A 20,342-nucleotide genomic window follows, 5' to 3' on the forward strand; every position below is an offset into this window, starting at 1 on the left:
GGCCCATGCCCCAGATCCATGAACCGACATTGAAACTGGTCCATGATGGCCATCGCCCAGTCGCGCATGGTACAGTCGGCTTTGGCCCATCCACAAAGTTGACTGGTCCATGGCCGCCCTGAAGCCCAGCAGCATCCCGCCATTGGATCCCGCCGCGACCGCACCGTTCTACCGGCAGATCTACGATCGGTTCCGCGGCGCCATCACCAGCGGGGTGTTGAAGCCGGGCGACCGCATCCCCTCAGCCAGGGCGCTGACCAAGGAACTGGGCCTGGCGCGGGGCACGATCGAGACGGCCTATTCCCTGCTGGCCGCGGAGGGCTACATCCAGGCCCGTGGCCAGGCGGGCACCATCGTGACGCCGGGCCTCGAACCAGGGGCGGCTGTCGCCAGCACGGTGCTGCCATCCGACCGCGGCAGCGCCGTGACCAGCTTCCGTCCGGATTCGATCCTGCCGTTCCAGATGGGCTTGCCGGCGCTGGATGCGTTTCCCCGCAAGATCTGGGCCCGCCTGGGCGCGCGATGCGTCCGCGCCCTGCAGCCCTCCGGCATGGTCCATCCCCCCGTCCACGGCCTGCCGGCCCTGCGCGCCGAGATCGCCGCCTATCTCCAGCTGTCGCGCGGGATCAGCTGCTCGCCCTCCCAGATCTTCGTGACCTCGGGGTACCGCAACACCATCGAGCTGATCGCCCATGCCCTGCTGAAGGCAGGGGATCGCGTCTGGCTCGAAGATCCGGGATACCCGCCGACGCGGGAGCTGCTGGGCCATATGCGGATCGCGGGCGTCTCGGTGCCGGTGGACCGGGACGGCATGGTGGTTTCCGACGGGATCAAGCGGGCGCCGCGGGCGCGTGCGGCCGTGGTCACGCCGGCGCATCAGAGCCCGCTCTGCGTGTCCCTGTCCTTGCCGCGGCGGCTGGCGCTGCTGGACTGGGCGGCGCGGACCGACGCCTGGATCATCGAGGACGATTACGACGGCGAATACCGCTATGTCAGCCGCCCCCTGCCGGCGTTGAAGAGCCTGGATCGCGACGGGCGCGTGCTCTATGCCGGCACCTTCAGCAAGGTGCTGCTGCCGAGCATCCGGCTGGCCTATCTCGTGGTGCCGGACTCGCAGGTCGAGCGGTTCGAGCAGATCACCCAGGCCTTTGCCGGGGGCAGCCCCGAGCTGACGCAGACCATCGTCGCCGCCTTCATCAAGGAAGGGCATTTCGCGCGCCATATCCAGCGGATGCGGAAGCTCTATGCCGAGCGTCGGGACGCGACCGCAGCGGGGCTGGAAAGCGTGCTGGGGAAGCACATGCCGATCGATTCCCAGCCGGGGGGCATGCACCTGATCCTGCGGCTGCAGGGCCGGCAGTCGGACCGCGGGCTGGTCGCGCGCATGCGGGAAGATGGCCTGTACGGGGAAGCCCTGACCGATTGGACGGCGGGCGGCGATGGCCCGTCGGCCTTGCTTCTCAACTTCACGAACATCGACTCCCGGGGCACCGCCGAGGCCTTCGGACGGCGCATCCTGGCGCTGCTTTGACCGCGGCTGCGGCCCTCCCAGGGGTGATCATGGCCTAGTGCTGAAGCCGGTTTATGGCCCTTCTCGAATAGGCCAAGACGCATCACGTTTGGGATCCTTCAATCAGTTAGAGATGAGGATCATCGTGAGCAATCGCATCGACTACGCCAAGGCTTCGCCCGAGGGTTACAAGGCTTTCGGCGGGGTGTACGTCACCGTTCAGAGAAGCGGCCTGCCGAAAGAGCTGGTCAACCTCGTCTATCTCCGGGTTTCGCTGATCAATGGCTGTGCGTTCTGCATCGATATGCATTCGCGCGACCTGCTCAAATCCGGCCTAGCGGTGGAAAAGCTCGTGCTGGTGCCGGTGTGGCACGACGCGGGCGAAGTCTTCAATCGCCGCGAACGGGCCGCGCTGGCCTGGGCGGAAACCGTGACCCGCGTGTCCGAAACCGGCGTTCCCGATGCCGACTACGAGGCGGCGGCTGCCGAGTTCAACGACAAGGAACTCGCCGACCTGACCTATGCGATCAGCCTGATGAACGCCTTCAATCGCTTCGGGATCGCGTTCCGTTCCACCCCAGCTGCCGCTGCCAAAGCTTGAAACACCCCATTGGCGGGCGCTCAGCGCAGGACGACGTCCCGTCGCAGGCGCTCGCCTCCCCATGTGGCGGCCGGGTCTGAAGCCTTCCCGGCTGACATTCGCGTCAGCGGATCGAACCGGCTGCGGTTCCCTCGCCTGACATGGCTCCCACCCCCCAACAGCTCGCCCGGCCGCAAGGCCCGGCGAGTCCTTGAACGGATCTGTCACAATGGCATGGATACTCCTGAGCATCGCCGGCCTTCTCGAAATCGCATTCGCCCTCAGCATGAAGTCGTCCGAAGGCTTCACGCGATGGATACCGGGGCTGCTGACGGTCGCCACCGGCGTGTCGAGCGTCTTTCTGCTTTCACTCTCGCTCCGCACGCTGCCGGTCGGCACCGGCTACGCGGTCTGGACCGGCATCGGCGCGGCCGGCACCGTGATTCTGGGCATGGCGCTGCTGGGCGACTCGGTTGCGCCGATGCGGGTGCTCTGCATCGCCCTCATTCTGGCCGGCGTCATCGGGCTCAAGCTGGTCTCGAGCGCATGAGGTCAAGACCGGATCCTTAAAACGAGAGAAGGTCTCCTTTGTCGCGCTTCGGTGATAAGAAGGAATTTCGTGATAATTAGTGAAATTTTATCTTTATATTCGGATGCGCAATAGGAATTGCAATTCTGGACAGAATTGGGAATAGTGTCTCTCAGAGTGCGTCGTTTCGTGAGACCCGATATTTTCCTCGCGGAGATACGGCTCCTAATCTGATGTTAAGCAGATCTTTCAGATGATTGCTGGATATTTTAATATATAGATTTTTGCAGTAAAAGAGTTATTGCAGATATAGTTTATTTCAAAAGCAATTAATAAAAGGAATGTAAAGTAGATAACATCAAACGTTATAGATGAGGTGGTGCAGTTTCACCATCTCGTATTATAGTATTCGAAGAATCGGCGATTCAGATTTTGAATATGCCCGGTCAGATGGTCGATAAATTCGGATTGCCTCTTCTCAATTTCAGATTATTGGGGGATCGATATGGATAACTCGGGATTCCATTTGTCGCGTCGTGACGTTCTGGTGGCCGCCGCCGTGACGGCCGGTGCAGCGGCCATTCCGCTCAGGCCATCGCGGGCCGCCGCGAAATTCACCCGCCCCAATGTCACCAGCGAGGCCGGCCAGAAGATGCTGGCCATCTACGCCAAAGGCGTGGAGGCGATGCTGAAGCTGCCGGCGGACCATCCGCACAACTGGTTCCGCAACGCCTTCGTGCACATGATGGACTGCCCGCACGGCAACTGGTGGTTCTATGTCTGGCACCGCGGCTACATCGGATATTTCGAGCAGACCATCCGCACCGTGACCAAGGAGGACAGCTTCGTTCTGCCCTATTGGGACTGGACCCAGCTGCCGCAGATTCCGGACGGGATGTTCGACGACTGCCTGACGCCGTCGAGCGCCCCCTTCCTGCCCTATACCGGCAGCGTGACGGCGTTCACCAACTTCATGAAGCCGGCCCTGACGACGTACTGGAGCGGCTTCTCGCCCGCCCAACTCGCGCAACAGGCCAAGCGGGGCTACAAGAAACTCGACGATGTCTGGAGCGACATCCTCGGCTATGCCATGTGCGATGGCAATCCGGTGCCGATCTCCCAGAACCAGGCATTCGTCATCACCGGCGGCGCGCGCTACCTGACGCGCGACAACCCGAAGCTGGACGACAAGACCGCCGCCAATGTCGAGATCGACAAGATCCTCGGGGGGCTGTCGCCCGAGGGGTTCAACGTCACCGAGCAGAACGGCGACACCGACGCCGTCAACAGCTTCACCAGCTCGCACACGAAGTCGCATCACGTCCCGCCGCCCGGCAGGACCGTGTTCTCCACGCTCGAGGGCTTTCCGCACAACAAGGTCCACAACTACATCGGCGGCTACGGCTCCCTTCCGGATTCGGATCTGCAGCCGGGTCCCTTCGGCAACATGACCAACAACCTGTCGCCGGTCGACCCGATCTTCTTCCTGCATCACGCCAACATGGACCGGCTGTGGGACGTCTGGACGCGGAAGCAGGTGGCGATGGGCCTGTCGCCCAACCCGTCGGATGCGGACAAGACGGACTATTTCGGCGAGCCGTTCCTGTTCTTCATCGACGGCAAGGGCGATCCGATCGTCGCCGGCAAGGCCGAGGATTATTTCGACAAGGCCGTGTTCGACTACGACTACGAGCCGGGGTCGGGGGAACAGATCATCCCGCAGACGAGCGTGGCGAACGCCGAACCGCTGCCACTGATCCGCAGCGCCGTGGCCGCCAACATCGCGACGCTCACCGTGCCGCGCGCGGCGGTCCAGGGCCATCTGGCCGCCGGCCAGGCCCGGCTGCTGGTCGCGGCGGTGACGATGAGCCGGCCGATGGAGCTGGCCGGGCCGCGCGAGTTCGACGTGCTGGTCAACGCGCCCGAGGGCGTCACCCATGTCTCGGCCGACAGCCCCTATTATGCTGGCACCTTCGCCCTGTTCGGCGCGCCGATGCCGGGCATGCACATGCATGGGGACCTGACCTTCTCGGTGCCGCTGCCGCGGAGGCTGCAGGCCTTCACCGCCCTCGCCGCGGGGGCGGATGCAAAGCTGCAGATCCGGGTGGTGCCGTCCCATGGCGAAGACAAGCGGGCCGTCGTGCTCAAGGCCGTCTCGCTGTCCGTGCGGTAGGGCGATGCCGCGCTCCGCCGCCGCGGCCCTGCTCGCGATCCTGGTGCTCGGCGGCGGGCACGCGGCGGCGCAGGAGCGGACGCTGCCCCTGCCGCCGTCGTTCCGGCCGGGCGAGACTGCCTGGATCGAGCTGGAGGTCGGCCCGGTCGGCCGGCGGGAGGTCACCATTGCGACGGCGGCGGGCCGGATCATCGGCGTGATCTCGCCCTTCGGCCCGCGCGCCGGTGAGACCGCTGGGGTCTACGCGCTGCCCCTGCCGGCGGAGGCGATCGCGGATGGGCATGTGACCATCCGGCTGACGATCACCCAGACCGGCGGGGCGGCGCGGGCTCCGACCGAGCAGGAGGTTCCGCGCGTCACGGTGCGCATCGGCCCCTGACCGGCCGGCGCGCCCCGTGGGGCGGGATGTTTTGAGATTTCGATATTCGAACAATTTTCGGAGGATGATATGGCTGTCACGACCAAGATCCCCATCGCACGTCTTCTGCTCGCCGGGCTGGCCCTGGCCGCCTTCGGCGCGATCCCGGCCTCGGCGCAACAGACCACGGAGCGCCTGATCAGCAACCCCCGGGTGCTGGGCGCGGGGATCGCACCGGAGAGCCTGACGCCGACGGTGCGGGCGCTGCCGCATGAAAGGGTGCTGGACCTCAACATCGTCTACACGCCGGGAAAGATCTACAACCCGGCGACGGGCCGCGAAGACGAGGTGTATCTGCGCAGCTACAACGGCACGGATGTCAATCCGGACACCCCCTACGTCTCGCCGACGATCGAGGCCGTGCCGGGCGACACGATCCGGGTCAACCTGGACAACCAGTTGCCGGCCGACCCGAGCTGTACGGCCGACGATCACGGTCATAACGGGCCGCATTGCTTCAACGGCACCAACCTGCACACCCACGGGCTGTGGGTGAACCCGGCGGGCAATGGCGACAACGTGCTGCTGTCGATCAACCCCGGCGTCAAGTTCCAGTACGAATACAACATCCCGGGCGACCATCCGGCGGGGACGTTCTGGTACCACACCCACCGCCACGGCTCGACCGCGCTGCAGGTCTCCAGCGGCATGGCCGGGGCGCTGATCATCCGCGGCAACCGGCAGCCGACTCCCACGAAGACTGGCGATCTCGACACGCTGCTGGATGGGTTGACGGACCGGGTGCTGGTGTTCCAGCAGATCCAGTATGCCTGCCGCAACCCGGATGGATCGATCAAGCGAACCAATCCTCCGGAAGACAAGACCTATCGCTGCGACCCCGGCGATGTCGGCAAGATCGAAAACTACGACCTGTTCTCCCCGGGGCAATGGCCCGAATCGGGGCGCTACACCTCGATCAACGGCGAGGTCCTGCCGACCTTCAAGGCCACACAGGGGCAGCTCGAGCGCTGGCGGATGATCCACGGCGGCGTGCGCGACACGATCAGCCTCCGGATCGTGAAGATGAGGCCCACGGCCCGGCTCGCCGCGACATTCAGCGCGGCGCAGGCCCAGGCCTTCATCCAGGAATCCTGCAGCGACGCGGGCATTACCCATTATCGGGTCGCGGCGGACGGGCTGACCCTGGCGCAGGCGCAGGCCTCGAACCTCACGGTCTTCCAGCCCGGCTACCGCTGGGATGAGGTGGTGATGTTCCCGGAGGCGGGCCGCTACTGCCTGATCGACGCCTCCTCCCCGGCGGCGGGGTCGGTCAACGGCGACAGCCCCAACCCGTCGCTGCTCGGCTTCGTCGATGTCGAGCCGGGCACGGCGCCGCCCGCGGACTACACCAACTATGTCAGGGACGCCCTGGTGGCCCAGGCCGACGCCAAGATGCCGGATGATGTCAAGGCAACGGTGGTCGCCGATCTCAAGGCCGGCCTCAAGCTGTCCAAGTTCGTCCCCCATCCGGATATCGCGGACAGCGAGGTCACCGGCCAGCAGGAGCTGACCTTCTTCATCGACACCAGCACCGACGACACCAAGTTCGAGGTGAGCAACACCCTGGACGAGAAGCAGGCCGAACCCTACGACCCCACGCGGCTGGACCGGGCGCTCAAGCTGGGCGGGGTGGACGAGTGGACGCTGCAATCGCATTTCGTCAGCCACCCGTTCCACATCCACGTCAATCCGTTCCAGGTCGTCTCGATCATCGATCCCAAGGGCGTCGATGTCAGCGTCCCGGGGGCCATCGACAACAACGGCGGCCAGCCGGGGGTGGCCGATCCTCAGTATCCTGGCTTGAAGGGCGTCTGGAAGGACACGCTCTGGATCAAGAGTCTGCTGCCGAGCGACCCGAAGGGCCTCTATACGATCAAGATCCGGACCCGCTATCAGCGTTACATCGGCGAGTTCGTGCTGCACTGCCACATCCTCGATCATGAGGATGGCGGCATGATGCAGAACGTCGCGATCGTGCTGCCGGACGGGGATGTCGCCGACGTGGCCGAGGGGGCGTCGCCGCTCCAGCTCCAGGGTGGGCATATGCAGCACATGCCCTGAGCGAGCCGGGCGGCGTCTTCATCCTCCTTGGGAGGTGAAACGTCTCGCGCAACTGAAGAGGAATCGGCGGCTTCGGCCGCCGATTCCATTTCGAGGCGGCGGCGGTCGAGACCCTGACCACAGGATGTCCGCCGCGTGCCAAAGCGTCGCTATGCCGACCTCTATTCCCCCGCGGGCAAAGGGTCGTATAGTTTAGAACGACTCAAAACTGAGCAACGCCAACGGAGGGAACATGGCCAGCGAAAGCAAATGCCCGGTTGCGGGCGGGACCCGCGGGCACACCAATCGTGACTGGTGGCCGGACCAGTTGAACCTTTCGGTGCTCCACCTGCACTCCGCCCTGTCCGACCCGATGGGCGAATCCTTCGATTACGCCAAGGAATTCAAGACCCTAGACCTGAACGCGGTGATCAACGACCTGAAGGCCGTGATGACCGATTCGCAGGAATGGTGGCCGGCCGATTTCGGCCATTACGGCGGCCTGTTCATCCGCATGGCCTGGCACAGCGCCGGCACCTACCGCATCGGCGACGGCCGCGGCGGCGGCGGGCGGGGTCAGCAGCGCTTCGCGCCGTTGAACAGCTGGCCGGACAACGGCAATCTCGACAAGGCGCGCCGGCTGCTGTGGCCGGTCAAGCAGAAATACGGCCGCAAGCTCTCCTGGGCCGACCTGCTGATCCTGACCGGCAACGTCGCGCTCGAGTCGATGGGCTTCAAGACCTTCGGCTTCGCCGGCGGCCGTCCCGACACCTGGGAGCCCGACCAGGACATCTTCTGGGGCCCCGAGGGCAAGTGGCTGGGCGATGAGCGCTACAGCGGCGACCGCGAGCTGCAGGGCCATCTCGGCGCCGTGCAGATGGGCCTGATCTACGTCAATCCGGAAGGCCCGAACGGCAACCCGGACCCGGTGGCCGCGGCCCGTGACATCCGCGAGACCTTCGCCCGCATGGCGATGAACGACGAGGAGACGGTCGCCCTGATCGCCGGCGGCCACAGCTTCGGCAAGACCCATGGCGCCGGCGACGCCGCCCATGTCGGCAAGGAGCCGGAAGGCTCCGACATCGTCAACCAGGGCCTGGGCTGGATGAGCAGCCATGGCAGCGGCATCGCCGGCGATGCGATCACCAGCGGCCTGGAGGTGACCTGGACCTCGACGCCGACCCGGTGGAGCCACGAGTTCTTCAAGAACCTGTTCGAATATGAATGGGAGCTGACCAAGAGCCCGGCCGGCGCCCATCAGTGGACGCCGAAGAACGGCGCCGGCGCCGGCACGGTCCCGGACGCCCACGACCCGTCGAAGCGCCATGCGCCGGGCATGCTGACCACCGACCTGTCGCTGCGCTTCGACCCCGCCTATGAGAAGATCTCGCGGCGCTTCTACGAGCATCCGGAGCAGTTTGCCGACGCCTTCGCCCGCGCCTGGTTCAAGCTGACCCATCGCGACATGGGCCCGCGCGCCCGGTATCTCGGCCCGCTGGTGCCGCAGGAGATCCTGCCCTGGCAGGACCCGGTGCCGGCGGTCGACCATCCGCTGGTCGACGCGTCGGACATCGCGGCACTGAAGGCGAAGGTGCTCGCCTCCGGCCTCACCGTGCCCCAGCTGGTCTCGACGGCCTGGGCGTCGGCCTCGACCTTCCGCGGTTCCGACAAGCGCGGCGGCGCCAATGGCGCGCGCATCCGCCTGGCGCCGCAGAAGGACTGGGCGGTCAACCAGCCGCAGCAGCTGGCGACGGTGCTCGCCAAGCTGGGGGAGATCCAGGCGGCGTTCAACGCCTCGGCCCCCGGCGGCAAGAAGATCTCGCTGGCCGACCTGATCGTCCTCGCTGGTGGCGCGGCGGTCGAGAAGGCGGCGAAGGATGCCGGGCAGGACGTGCAGGTGCCCTTCACCCCGGGCCGTACCGACGCGACGGAGGAGCACACCGACGCCGCCTCCTTCGCGCCGCTCGAGCCGAAGGCCGATGGGTTCCGCAACTATCTCGGCAATGCGCAGGGCCTGCCGCCCGAGGAGCTGCTGGTCGACCGGGCGCAGCTGCTGACGCTGACGGCGCCCGAGCTGACCGTCCTCGTCGGCGGTCTACGCGTGCTGGGCGCCAATGCCGGAAACTCCCCGCATGGCGTCTTCACCAAGCGGCCGGGGGTGCTGACCAACGACTTCTTCGTCAACCTGCTCGACATGGGCACGAAGTGGCACCCGTCCGCGGACGAGCACGGCGTGTTCCAGGGCCGGGACCGGAAGACGGAAGAGCCCAAGTGGACGGCGACGCGCGTCGACCTGATCTTCGGGTCGCATTCGCAGCTGCGGGCGCTGGCCGAGGTCTATGGCGGCTCCGACGCGCAGGCGCAGTTCGCGAAGGACTTCGTCGCGGCCTGGACCAAGGTGATGAACCTCGACCGGTTCGACATCGCCTGATGTCGGCGGCGGATCCCCGGCGGTCGACGCCGGGGATCCGCTCCTGCAGCGTGGCGCCGGCCAGGATGGGCACGAACGGGCGAAAGCGGGCCCGTTGGCTCTGGAGAAGCTTGGCGCCGCTTCAGTCAGCCCGGCCTTCGGCTGCGCCGGGCGCGACCAGGGGCAGGATCACGGTGAAGCGGGTGCCGTGGCCGGGTGTGGAGTCGACCGTGATCTGCCCGCCCAGGCTCGCGGTCACCAGGTTGTAGACGATGTGCAGGCCCAGGCCGCTGCCCCCCGCCCCCCGCTTGGTGGTGAAGAACGGGTCGAAGATCCGGCCGATGGTCTCGGGCGGGATGCCGGCCCCGTCATCGGCGAAGCCCAGGATCACCTGGCCCGGCTCCGGCCCCGGCGCCACAGTCAGCGCCACGGTGCCCGGCGCGCCGGTCGGGAAGGCATGGGCCAGGGCGTTGATCACCAGGTTGGTGACGATCTGCGAGAGGGCGCCCGGGAAGCTGTCCATGGTGATGCCGGCCGGGCTGCGCAGCGTCACCCGGTGCGGCGTGCGCCGGTAGTTCGGGGCCAGGCTCGTGATCACGCCTTCGAGATAGGTCGCGAGGTCGAAGGTCCGGCGCTCGGCGCTGGTCTGGTCGACCGCGACCTGCTTGAACTCGCGAATCAGGGCGGCCGCGCGCTCCAGGTTCGACAGCAGCAGTCGCGACACCTCGCCGGCGCGGTCGACGAAGCGCTCCAGCTCCGAGCGCCGGATCTGGCCACCGGCCACGATCTCGGCGAAGGCGCGGGCCCGTTCCTCAAGATGCGACGCCGCGCTCAGGGCGGTCCCCACCGGCGTGTTGATCTCATGGGCCACGCCGGCCACCAGCTGCGCCAGCGACGCCATCTTCTCGGCCTGCACCAGGTCGGCCTGGGTCCGGCGCAGGTCGGCGACGGTGCCCTGCAGCTCCTCGGCGACCCGGGCGTACTGCGCCGTCCGGTCCTCGACCCGGCGCTCCAGGTCGGCGGCGCTGCGCCGCAGCTCCTCATCCATCCGGCCACGCTCGATCGCGGCGCCGATCAGGCTGGCCGCCGATTTCAGCACGTCGATCTCATCGGCGCGCCACGACCGCTCTTCCTCGCGGATGTCGTCGAACCCCATGGTGCCCCACCAGCGCCCGCCGAACAGGATCGGCACCTTGAGGTTCGAACGCACGCCCTGGCGCCGCAGCTCCCTCTGCTCCAGCTCGCTGCCGAGATTCCAGCCGCTCAGCGCGGCCATGCCGGTCATGCGCTCGTCGATCAGCGCCTGCAGCACAGCTGGGTCGTCGGGCAGCGGATGGTCATGCATCTGCGGGTCGTCGATCAGCGCCGGCACGCCCTCGGCCACCCATTCATAGCTGTAGCGGCTGGTCAGGCGACCGCCCGGCAGGTCCTGGACCTCGAAGATATAGGTCCGGTCGGTGCCGGTGGCGCGGCCCAGCCGGGCCAGCATCTCCTGGATGCCGGCGCGCCAGGTGCTGCGCCCGATGATCTGGGTCGCGGCATAGCCGATCGCGTCCAGCATGGCGGTGCGGCGGGCGTCGTCCGCCAGCGTCGCGGCCAGCCGCCTCTCGCTGTCGCCCAGCGCCGCCTCGCGCCGCTTGATGTCGGTGATGTCGACATGGATGCCGACGATGCCGCCCTCATGGGTCGGGCGCTCGGTCATGCGCACCCAGCGGCCATCCGCCAGTGGCAGGTCCAGCGGCGCCGAGTCGCCGCGATGGTGCCGCAGCCGCCGCCGCATCCAGTCGACCACGTTGTCCGCATCGGCATAGAGGCCGCGGGCGATGGCGGTCTCGACCAGCGTGCGGAAGGCGGTGCCGGCCGCGATCTCGCCGTCGCCGATCCCGTACAGCCGGCGATAGGCGCTGTTCGACAGCACCAGCCGGTCCTCGGCGTCGAACAGCACGAAGCCGTCATGGATCGACTCGATGGCGTCGGTCATCCGCAGGCGCAGCCCGTCCAGCTCGGCCTGGGCATCGATGCGGACGGTCACGTCCTGCCAGATCATCACCACGCCGCCATCGTCCTGGCGCCGCTCCTCGTATTGCAGCCAGCGCCCGTCACGGTCGCGCAGCACCGCCGGTTCGCGCGGGGCCGCGTCCGGCTGGGGCATGGCCAGCAGCCGCTCGGCCCGCGCCGCCTCCCCCGGGGCCAGGACGGAATCGGCCAGCAGCCGGATGTGGTCGCCCCGGGTGCTGCCGGACCGGAACTGCCCCACCAGCGCCGGGAACAGCACGCTGGCGGCGCGATTGGCGGTCTGGAACGTGCCGTCGCCGGCATAGCGGATCAGGCCGACATCGACCGCGGTGATCGCCTCTTTCATCGCGCCGCTGTCATGGCGCGACGTCACGTCGGTGAAGATCTTGAGCAGCCGGCCGTCGGCCAGGCGCCTGACCTCGAGCGACAGCCACCGCCCATCCTTGCACTGCCGGGTGTAAGAGCTAGGCGGGTTGCGGTGGCGCTCCAGCGCGGCGGCGACGTGGCGGTCGATGAAGGGGCGTTCGGCCGGCTCCAGATGGGTCTCGAAGAAGCGGCGCACCGTCTCCTTCAAGGGCAGGCCCGGGCGCAGCAGATCGGCTTCCTCGGGAAACAGCGTCAGATAGGTGTCGTTCCAGGCCAGGAGGCGGTCCTCGGCATCGAGCACGCAGATGCCGGCGCCGAGCACGGCGGCAATGGCATCGAGCACCGGATCCAGGGCGGGGTTCGGCGCCTGTGTTCCCGATCGGCTGGCCGCGGTCAAGCTTGTTCCCATCCCTCCGCCCGCGCCGTCGATCCGATCGGGGCGACACGATTATGGCCGCGGGGCGATCCGCCCCCCTGACGCGATACAGACGATACCAAAAACCCGGCGCCGCGACATGAGCCTGATACCGGGGTGGCAGATCATCTCGTCATCGGCCGGTCGGTCCGGTGCCGATCAAACAGGGAGCATCCTCATGTTTCGCAACATCTTCACCAGCATGGCCCTGGCCGTCACGATCCTGCTGGGCGCGATCCTGGCGTCCCCGCACCTCGCGATGGCCCAGGGCGCGGTGACCGGGACCTACAGCGTCGCCGGCACCAACCCGACCGGCAGCCACTATGCCGGCACCGCCGTGGTCGAAGCGACCGGGGACACCTATGTCGTGACCTGGACGGTGGCCGGCGACACCTCGGTCGGCCGCGGCGTCTTCCTCGGCACCACCCTGGCGGTCGGCGGCATCCTCGGCAAGGGCGGCTTCGTCTTCGCCATGTCGCCGAAGGGCGCCAATCTCGAAGGCATCTGGGCCGACATGGAGAATGGCACGAAGCTGGGCGGCGAGATCTGGACCCGCATCAAGTAGGCGATGGCCGGTGATCGCCGAATTGCTATCCCGCACAGCGCCTCGGCGCTGTGCGGCGCCGCGAGACATGGCATACTGGGCAATGCTGGGCCCGTCCGGAATGGCTCTTGGCCGCGCCCTGCCAGAGATCGAGCGGATGAGTCAGCCCCATATCGCGGTCGTCGACGACGATGCCTTCCAGCGGCGGGTGCTCGAGGAATATCTGACGCGGCAGGGCTATCGCGTGACCGGGGTCGAGGGCGGGGCCGAACTGCGCAAGCTGCTGGCCCGACGCAATCCGCTGGACCTCGTCCTGCTCGATGTCCACATGCCGGGTGAGGACGGCTTCGCGGTGGCCCGCTTTCTGCGGGAACGCGGCAATGTCGCGATCATCATGGTGACGGCCGCCACCGACACGGTCGACCGCGTGGTCGGGCTGGAGACCGGCGCCGACGACTACGTCACCAAGCCCTATGAGCCTCGCGAGCTGGTGGCGCGGATCAAGAGTGTGCTGCGCCGGTCCGGTGGGCGCGCCAATACGGCCCCGGACGGATGCCTGCGCTTCGGGCGCTGCATCCTCGACCTGGCGGCCCGCCGGTTGACGACGCTGGAGGGCGACGGCGTCGCCCTGGCGGCATCGGAGTTCGCGCTGCTGAAGGTGTTCGCCCAGCATCCGAACCAGGTCCTCAGCCGGGACCGCCTGCTGGACCTGACCAGCAACCGGGAGATGGAGCCGTTCGATCGCTCGATCGACCTGCGGATCACGCGGATCCGCCGCAAGATCGAGATGGACCCCACCAAGCCCGAGGTGATCCGGACCGTGCGGGGCGCCGGGTACATGTTCGCGCCGGATCCGGGATACTGAGCCCGGTCGCGCGATGGCCGAGAAAGGGCGGATACCATGACGGCGAAGGCGCAGCCGGACGATTTCCTGATCCTCGACGACGACGCGCCCGAGGAGATCCCCAAAGAGGCGTCCGGCCGCGCCGAACCGTGGCGCGTGCTGATCGTCGACGACGACCCCGAGGTGCACCAGATCACCCGGCTGATCCTCGACGGCTTCAGCTTCTCCGGCCGCGGCGTGGCGTTGATCGACGCCTATTCCGCGGCCGAGGCGATGGACATCCTGCGCCGGACCGAGAACGTGGCGCTGGTCCTGCTGGACGTGGTGATGGAGACGGACGACGCCGGGCTGCGATTCGCCCGCTGGATCCGCGGCGTGCTCGGCAACAGCATGGTGCGCATCGTGCTGCGGACCGGGCAGCCGGGCCAGGCGCCGGAGCAGGAGGTGATCGTCGCCTATGACATCAACGACTACAAGGCGAAGACCGAACTGACGCAGACCCGGCTGTTCACCACCCTGGTCGCCGCACTGCGGTCCTATGAGCAGATCCGCACCATCGAGGACGGCCGCAAGACGCTGGCCCAGGCCAATGACGTGCTGGAGCACGCCGTCGCCGAACGCACTGCGGAGCTGCGCGAGAGCGAGCGGCTGCTGCGCGACATCCTCGACCGCAGCCCGATCAGCATCGCCATCTATGGCCGCGACGGGAACTTCCTGTTCGCGAACCAGCGCCATGTCGACCTGTTCGGCCTGGCCGGGCAGACCATGGCACGGCGGAATCCGCGCGGCCTCTACGCCGATCCCGGCGACGCTGCCCGGCTGGAGGCGACGCTGCGCCAGGACGGGCTGGTGCATGATGCCGAGGTCGAGTTCCGCACCGGGGAAGGCGGCCGCTTCTGGGGGCTGCTGTCGCTCGAGCGTATCGCCTTCGAGGGCCAGTCCGGCACCATCGCCTGGACCTACGATATCACCGAACGCCGCCTCGCCGAACAGGTGATGGCCGAAGCGCGCCAGGCGGCGGAGGCCTCGGCCCGGGCCAAATCCGAATTCCTCGCGGTGATGAGCCATGAGATCCGCACGCCGATGAACGGCGTGCTGGGCATGCTGGAGGTGATGGAGCAGTCGCGGCTCGACGAGGGCCAGCGCCAGTCGCTGCAGCTCATCCGCGAATCCGCGCGGTCGCTGCTGCGCATCGTCAACGACATCCTCGACTTCTCGAAGATCGAGGCCGGTCGGCTGGACCTCGAATGGATGCCGGTCTCGATCCGCACCGCGATCGCCGGCCTGGTCGACATGCTGGCCCCGCAGGCGCGCGACAAGGGGCTGGTCCTGACCGCCGCGACCGACCCGACGATTCCGGATCCGGTGCTGGCCGACCCGGTCAGGCTGCGCCAGATCCTGCTGAACCTCGCCGGCAACGCGATCAAGTTCACCGAACGCGGCAGCGTCCGCATCGAGGCCGCGCTGGCCCGGCACGAGGCCGGACGCGCCCGGATCTCGATTGCCGTCATCGACACCGGCATCGGCATCAGCGCGATCGAGCAGGAGCGCCTGTTCCAGCCCTTCTCGCAGGCGGATGCCTCGACCACGCGCCGCTTCGGCGGCACCGGCTTGGGCCTGTCGATCGCGCGGCGGCTGGCGACCATGATGGGCGGCGACATCACGGTGGACAGCGTGCCCGGCCGGGGCGCGACCTTCCGGCTCACGCTCGACCTCGCCGTGGCACAGGCGGAGGATGCGGAGATCGCGCCCGCCCGCGCCGCCACTCTGCCGGCCGCGACCGACATCGACCAGGCGCGCCGGGACGGCCGGCTGGTCCTGGTGGTCGACGACCATCCGGTGAACCGGCAGGTGCTGGTCCGGCAGCTGCAGCTTCTCGGCTACGCCGCCGACACGGCGGCGGACGGGGTGGAGGCGCTGGCGGCCTGGGCTGCGGGCCCCTACGCCCTGGTCCTGACCGACTGCCACATGCCGTCCTTGGATGGCTTCGAGCTGACGCGGCGGATCCGTGAGGCGGAGCGGGCCGGCCGGCGGCGGATTCCAATCGTGGCGGTCACGGCCAATGTGCTGGCCGGCGAGGCCGAGCGCTGCCGCGCCGCGGGAATGGACGACTATGTCGGCAAGCCGGTCCAGCTCGCCCGGCTGCAGGAGGTGCTGCAGCGTTGGTTCCCGTCCGAGGATCCCGGCCGGGGCAGGGCGATCGACCCGGCCGCGCTGTCCGGGCTGTTCGGGGACGATACGGCGACGATCGCCGCCATGCTGGCCGACTTCCTCGTCTCCGCCGAGGCGTCCGCGGCGGCGATCGCCCGGGCGGTCGCCGGCGGGTGGCGCCCGGATGTCGTGGCCGAGGCGCACCGGCTGAAGGGCGCGGCCCGCATCGTCGGCGCGGCGGTTCTGGGCGATGCCGCCGAGGCGCTGGAGAGTGCCGCGGCTGCGGATGCGCCCGACCTGGCCGGACCGGCGCAGCGCGTCGAGGCGGAGATCCGGCGGGTCCAGTCGGACATCGCCGGCCATTCCTGACCGCCGGGGCGATACAGACGATACACATTCACCCGCCCGGCGACATCCGCCGGATACCGGCCGGGCCTAGTTTCCCCTTGGGCCGCCGCATGGGGTGGCCAGCTCATTCAGGGGGAAACTCATGGCCACCATCAACGGCGACGACAACGACAACGTGCTCAACGGCACGACCGAAGGGGATTCGATCTCCGGCAACGGCGGCAACGACCAGATCTTCGGCGATGCGGGCAACGACTTCGTCTTTGCCGGCAACGGCAACGACCTGGTCAATGGCGGTGCCGACAACGACTTCATCGGCGGCGACGGCGGCGACGACACCCTGAACGGCGATGCCGGCAATGATACGCTGCAGGGCAGCGACGGCGCCGACACGCTGAACGGCGGCGACGGCCTCGACACTCTCGAGGGCGGCGCCGGCGCCGACATCCTCAATGGCGGGGCCGGTGTTGACAGCGTCACCTACGCCACGACCTTCGCCGGCGGTGTGACGGTGACGATCGGCGCGGTCGCCTCCGGCGGCGAGGCGCAGGGCGACGTGATCGGCGCCGATATCGAGAACATTGCCGGCACCAATGCCTTCGACGACGTCCTGACCGGATCGGCCGCGGACAACCAGCTGGATGGCTCGGGCGGCAACGACATCCTCTCCGGCCTCGGCGGCGCCGACGTCCTCATCGGCGGCAGCGGCGACGACGACATGACCGGCGGCGCCGGCAACGACGCCATTGAAGGCGATGGTGGCAATGATATTCTCGATGGAGGCGGAGACCTCGACGCCATTTCCGGCGATGCCGGCGACGACTTCGTGCATGGCGGCACCGGAGGCGACACCCTGTACGGCGGCGACGGCATCGACACCGTCACCTATTTCGACAGCACCGCCGGCGTCACCATCAATATGACGACGTTCGTCACGACGGGCGGCGACGCGACAGGCGATTTCGTCTCCGGCTTCGAGGACGTCATCGGCTCGGCCGGCTTCGGCGACGCGCTGACCGGCGATTCCAACGCCAACCGCCTTGTCGGCCTGGGCGGTAACGATACCCTCGACGGCCAGGACGGCCAGGACGTCCTGCTCGGCGGCGACGGGGACGACCTGCTGATCGGCGGCACCGGCGCCGATGTGCTGGACGGCGGCGCCGGCATCGACACCCTCAACTACGGCACCAGCTTCACCCCCACCGGCGTGCGGGTCGATCTCTCATCCGGTTTGGCCGTCGGCGGCGACGCCCAGCGCGACGTGTTCTCCTCGATCGAGAACGTCATAGGCAGCTACGGCTACGCGGATGTGCTGACGGGTGATGCGGGCGCCAACGGCCTGAGCGGCCTGGGCGGCGCCGACGCGCTCTACGGCGGCGGCGGCAACGACGTGCTCGATGGCGGCCTGGGCGCGGATGTGCTGGACGGGGGCATCGGGATCGACACCGCCAGCTATGCCGCCAACACCTTCGCGGTGACGGCGAACCTCGCCACCGGGATCGGAACGGGCGAGGCCCTGGGGGACATCTATGTCGGCATCGAGAACCTGACCGGTGGTCTGGCCGGCGACACCCTGACCGGCGACGCCGGCGCCAACCTGCTGCAGGGGCTGGCGGGCAACGATGTGCTCCGGGGCGGCCTCGGCGCCGATCGGCTCGAAGGCGGCGACGGCACCGATGCCGTGCTGTACAGCGACGGCACGGCCGGCATCGTGGTCAACCTGGCCACCGGCATCGGCACCGGCGGCAGCGCCCAGGGCGACGTCCTGGTCTCGATCGAGAACGTCTACGGCACGGGCTTTGCCGATACGATGCTCGGCAGCGCCGGCGCCAATGGCATGGTCGGCGGCGCCGGCAGCGACCAGCTGTTCGGTATGGGCGGCCAGGACACCCTGATCGGCGGCGACGGTGCGGACCGCTTCGTCTACACCGCGGCCAGCGACAGCACGGTCGCCGCGGCCGACCGCATCACCGATTTCAGCCATGCCCAGACCGATCGCATCGACCTGCACCTGATGGACGCCAACCCGGCGCTGGCCGGCGACCAGGCCTTCAGCTTCATCGGGGCCGGCGCCTTCACCAGCCATGCCGGCGAATTGCGGGCGACCGTGGCCGGGGGCATCACCACCGTCAGCGGCGACATCGACGGCAACGGCACGGCGGATTTCAGCATCGCCCTGACCGGTGCCATCACCCTCACCGCCGGCGACTTCGTGCTCTAAGCGCGGGGGACACTCCGGAAAAGTGCTTCGAGGCCGCTTCCAGGAAGCGGCCTCGAATGCTTTGATCCGGATGGTGTCAGAAAACCGTCTCTGTTTGCCACTAAATCAGAAAACTGCCATTCTCTCGTCCAACAAGCCCGCAGGATGGGAGGTATCATGGCACCCGACGACACCGGTGGTTCGCCCGCCGATCTCTCCGCCCGGATCGATGCGCTGTTTGCGCCCTGGGCGAAGCCGAAGTCTCCCGGCGCGGTGGTGGTGGTGCGGCGCCACGGGCGCGAGATCCATCGCGGCTGCTACGGCCTGGCCCAGCTGCCGCACCGCATCCCGCTGTCCGGCCGCAGCGTCATGCGCATCGCCTCGCAGACCAAGCAGTTCACCGTGCTGCTGGCGCTGATGCTGGAGACCGAGGGCAAGCTGTCGCTGCAGGACGACGTCCGGCGCCATCTGCCCTGGCTGCCGGAATTCCCGCGCAAAGTCACGCTGCAGCACCTCGCCGCCAACGTCTCTGGCCTGCGGGACTATGTCGAGATCATGGAGCTGGGCGGCCAGTCGCCGCTGTCGCCGGCGCCGCGCGCGATGCTGCGCCGGGTCATCCGCGAGCACGGCGGGGTGAACTTCCCGGCCGGCGACGACCTGATCTACTGCAATGCCGGCTTTCTGCTGCTGTACGAGGTGATCGAGCAGGTCGCCGGCCGCAGCTTCAACGAGCTGCTGCGCGACCGGATCACCGGCCCGCTCGGCATGAGCCAGACCCTGCTGCTGAAGCAGGATGACGAGATCGTGCCCCATCTCGCCGACCATCACACCAAGGGGCCGGACGGGGCCTGGCGCCGCGCCTGGGCCGGCGAGGAGGCCAATGGCGATGGCGGCATCGTCTCCTCGGTCGACGACATGCTGATCTGGCTGGCCAATCTGAACGACCCGAAGGTCGGCGGCGCGGAGCTGGCGCGGATGGCCCGGCCGGGCGCCACCATCAACGGCCGGCCCAGCCCTTACGGCCTCGGGCTGGTCACGACAGAGTATCGCGGCCACCGCAGCATCGGCCATGGCGGGGCGATGGCCGGGGCCCGGTCGGAAGGGGTGCGGTTCCCCGATCTCGGCCTCGACATCGTCATCCTGGCGAATACCGACGACATCGCGCCGTTCTCGCTGGCCCGCCGCATCGTCGACGCGGTGCTCGGTCGGCCGCCGGGGCCGCCGCATTCGGCCGAGGCCGGCGCGCACCTGGCCGCAGCCGCCGGCCTGTATCATGACGAGGCGACCGACGACGTCTTCGCCATCGCGCTGAAGGACGGCGTGCCGGTGCTCGGCGGCAATGGCGGCAAGGCGCAGGTCGAGGAGGTCGAGCCGGGGGTGTTCCAGCCCGAACGCGGCATCATCCCGCTGCGCCTCGGCCTGCGGCCGGACGGCGACATCGATGCCGACTGGTTCGGCCGCCGGCGGCACTATCGCCGTCTGCCCGGCATGGCCCCGGCCCTGCCCGCCGATGCCGCCGGCCGCTATGGCGATCCCGCCATCGCGCTGGAGGCCGAGATCGTGCTGGAGGGAGAGACGGCCCGGCTGCGCCTCCGTTCCTCCTTCGCCGTGCTGGACGCGGTGCTGCGGCCAGTGGCGCCCGGCCTGTTGCTGGCCCGCCCAGCGACAGAGGCAGACGGACCCGAGCCGGAGGTCCCGTCCTGGCTCTGCGCCGTGCGGATACTGCCGGATGCGATCGTCATCAACAATGACCGCACCCAGCGGCTGCGGCTGCCGCGCCTGGGATAAGCCCGTAGGT

General features: G+C 68.2%; 13 protein-coding genes. 12 read left to right on the plus strand and 1 reads right to left on the minus strand.

The features are described from left to right. Positions 1-109: 109 nt before the first annotated feature. The 7 genes from pdxR to katG all read left to right on the plus strand — a co-directional run bounded on the left by pdxR (position 110) and on the right by katG (position 9,681). Complete coding sequence (gene pdxR / locus E9232_RS32730; protein ID WP_309801459.1) at positions 110-1,531, plus strand: MocR-like pyridoxine biosynthesis transcription factor PdxR; 1,422 nt, start codon at positions 110-112, stop codon at positions 1,529-1,531. 124 nt (positions 1,532-1,655) lie between these two features. Continuing rightward, positions 1,656-2,111 (plus strand): carboxymuconolactone decarboxylase family protein, encoded by a 456-nt coding sequence (locus E9232_RS32735; protein WP_309801461.1) that lies wholly within the window; start codon positions 1,656-1,658, stop codon positions 2,109-2,111. 208 nt (positions 2,112-2,319) lie between these two features. Continuing rightward, positions 2,320-2,640 carry a DMT family transporter gene (locus E9232_RS32740; protein WP_309801462.1) on the plus strand — a complete coding sequence of 107 codons (321 nt, stop codon included), beginning with the start codon at positions 2,320-2,322 and terminating at the stop codon, positions 2,638-2,640. 505 nt (positions 2,641-3,145) lie between these two features. Next, a complete protein-coding gene (locus tag E9232_RS32745) occupies positions 3,146-4,792 on the plus strand; it encodes a tyrosinase family protein (protein WP_309801463.1) in 1,647 nt (548 codons plus the stop codon). A gap of 4 nt (positions 4,793-4,796) precedes the next feature. After that, complete coding sequence (locus tag E9232_RS32750; protein WP_309801464.1) at positions 4,797-5,171, plus strand: hypothetical protein; 375 nt, start codon at positions 4,797-4,799, stop codon at positions 5,169-5,171. Positions 5,172-5,240: 69 nt separating this feature from the next. After that, positions 5,241-7,271 (plus strand): multicopper oxidase family protein, encoded by a 2,031-nt coding sequence (locus E9232_RS32755; protein ID WP_309801465.1) that lies wholly within the window; start codon positions 5,241-5,243, stop codon positions 7,269-7,271. Between the two features lie 232 nt (positions 7,272-7,503). Continuing rightward, the gene (gene katG / locus E9232_RS32760) at positions 7,504-9,681 is read left to right on the plus strand and encodes a catalase/peroxidase HPI (RefSeq protein WP_309801466.1); all 2,178 of its coding nucleotides are present in this window, start codon (positions 7,504-7,506) and stop codon (positions 9,679-9,681) included. 121 nt (positions 9,682-9,802) lie between these two features. Here katG and E9232_RS32765 read toward each other — a convergent pair whose 3' ends face one another. Beyond that, complete coding sequence (locus E9232_RS32765) at positions 9,803-12,439, minus strand: PAS-domain containing protein (protein WP_309801467.1); 2,637 nt, start codon at positions 12,437-12,439, stop codon at positions 9,803-9,805. Positions 12,440-12,635: 196 nt separating this feature from the next. Here E9232_RS32765 and E9232_RS32770 point away from each other — a divergent pair, with 196 nt between their 5' ends. The 5 genes from E9232_RS32770 to E9232_RS32790 all read left to right on the plus strand — a co-directional run bounded on the left by E9232_RS32770 (position 12,636) and on the right by E9232_RS32790 (position 20,332). Further along, positions 12,636-13,022 (plus strand): hypothetical protein, encoded by a 387-nt coding sequence (locus E9232_RS32770; RefSeq protein ID WP_309801468.1) that lies wholly within the window; start codon positions 12,636-12,638, stop codon positions 13,020-13,022. A 136-nt stretch (positions 13,023-13,158) separates the two neighbouring features. After that, positions 13,159-13,866: a response regulator gene (locus tag E9232_RS32775; protein ID WP_309801469.1), complete on the plus strand. Its 708-nt coding sequence runs from the start codon at positions 13,159-13,161 to the stop codon at positions 13,864-13,866. A 36-nt stretch (positions 13,867-13,902) separates the two neighbouring features. Then, the gene (locus E9232_RS32780) at positions 13,903-16,365 is read left to right on the plus strand and encodes a hybrid sensor histidine kinase/response regulator (RefSeq protein ID WP_309801470.1); all 2,463 of its coding nucleotides are present in this window, start codon (positions 13,903-13,905) and stop codon (positions 16,363-16,365) included. Between the two features lie 121 nt (positions 16,366-16,486). After that, positions 16,487-18,565, plus strand: coding sequence for a M10 family metallopeptidase C-terminal domain-containing protein (locus E9232_RS32785; protein WP_309801471.1), 2,079 nt, complete (start codon positions 16,487-16,489; stop codon positions 18,563-18,565). Positions 18,566-18,721: 156 nt separating this feature from the next. Further along, positions 18,722-20,332: a serine hydrolase domain-containing protein gene (locus tag E9232_RS32790; RefSeq protein ID WP_309801472.1), complete on the plus strand. Its 1,611-nt coding sequence runs from the start codon at positions 18,722-18,724 to the stop codon at positions 20,330-20,332. Positions 20,333-20,342: the final 10 nt, after the last annotated feature.

This window comes from Inquilinus ginsengisoli, assembly GCF_031453975.1.
In the GTDB taxonomy this organism is placed as follows: domain Bacteria; phylum Pseudomonadota; class Alphaproteobacteria; order DSM-16000; family Inquilinaceae; genus Inquilinus; species Inquilinus ginsengisoli_A.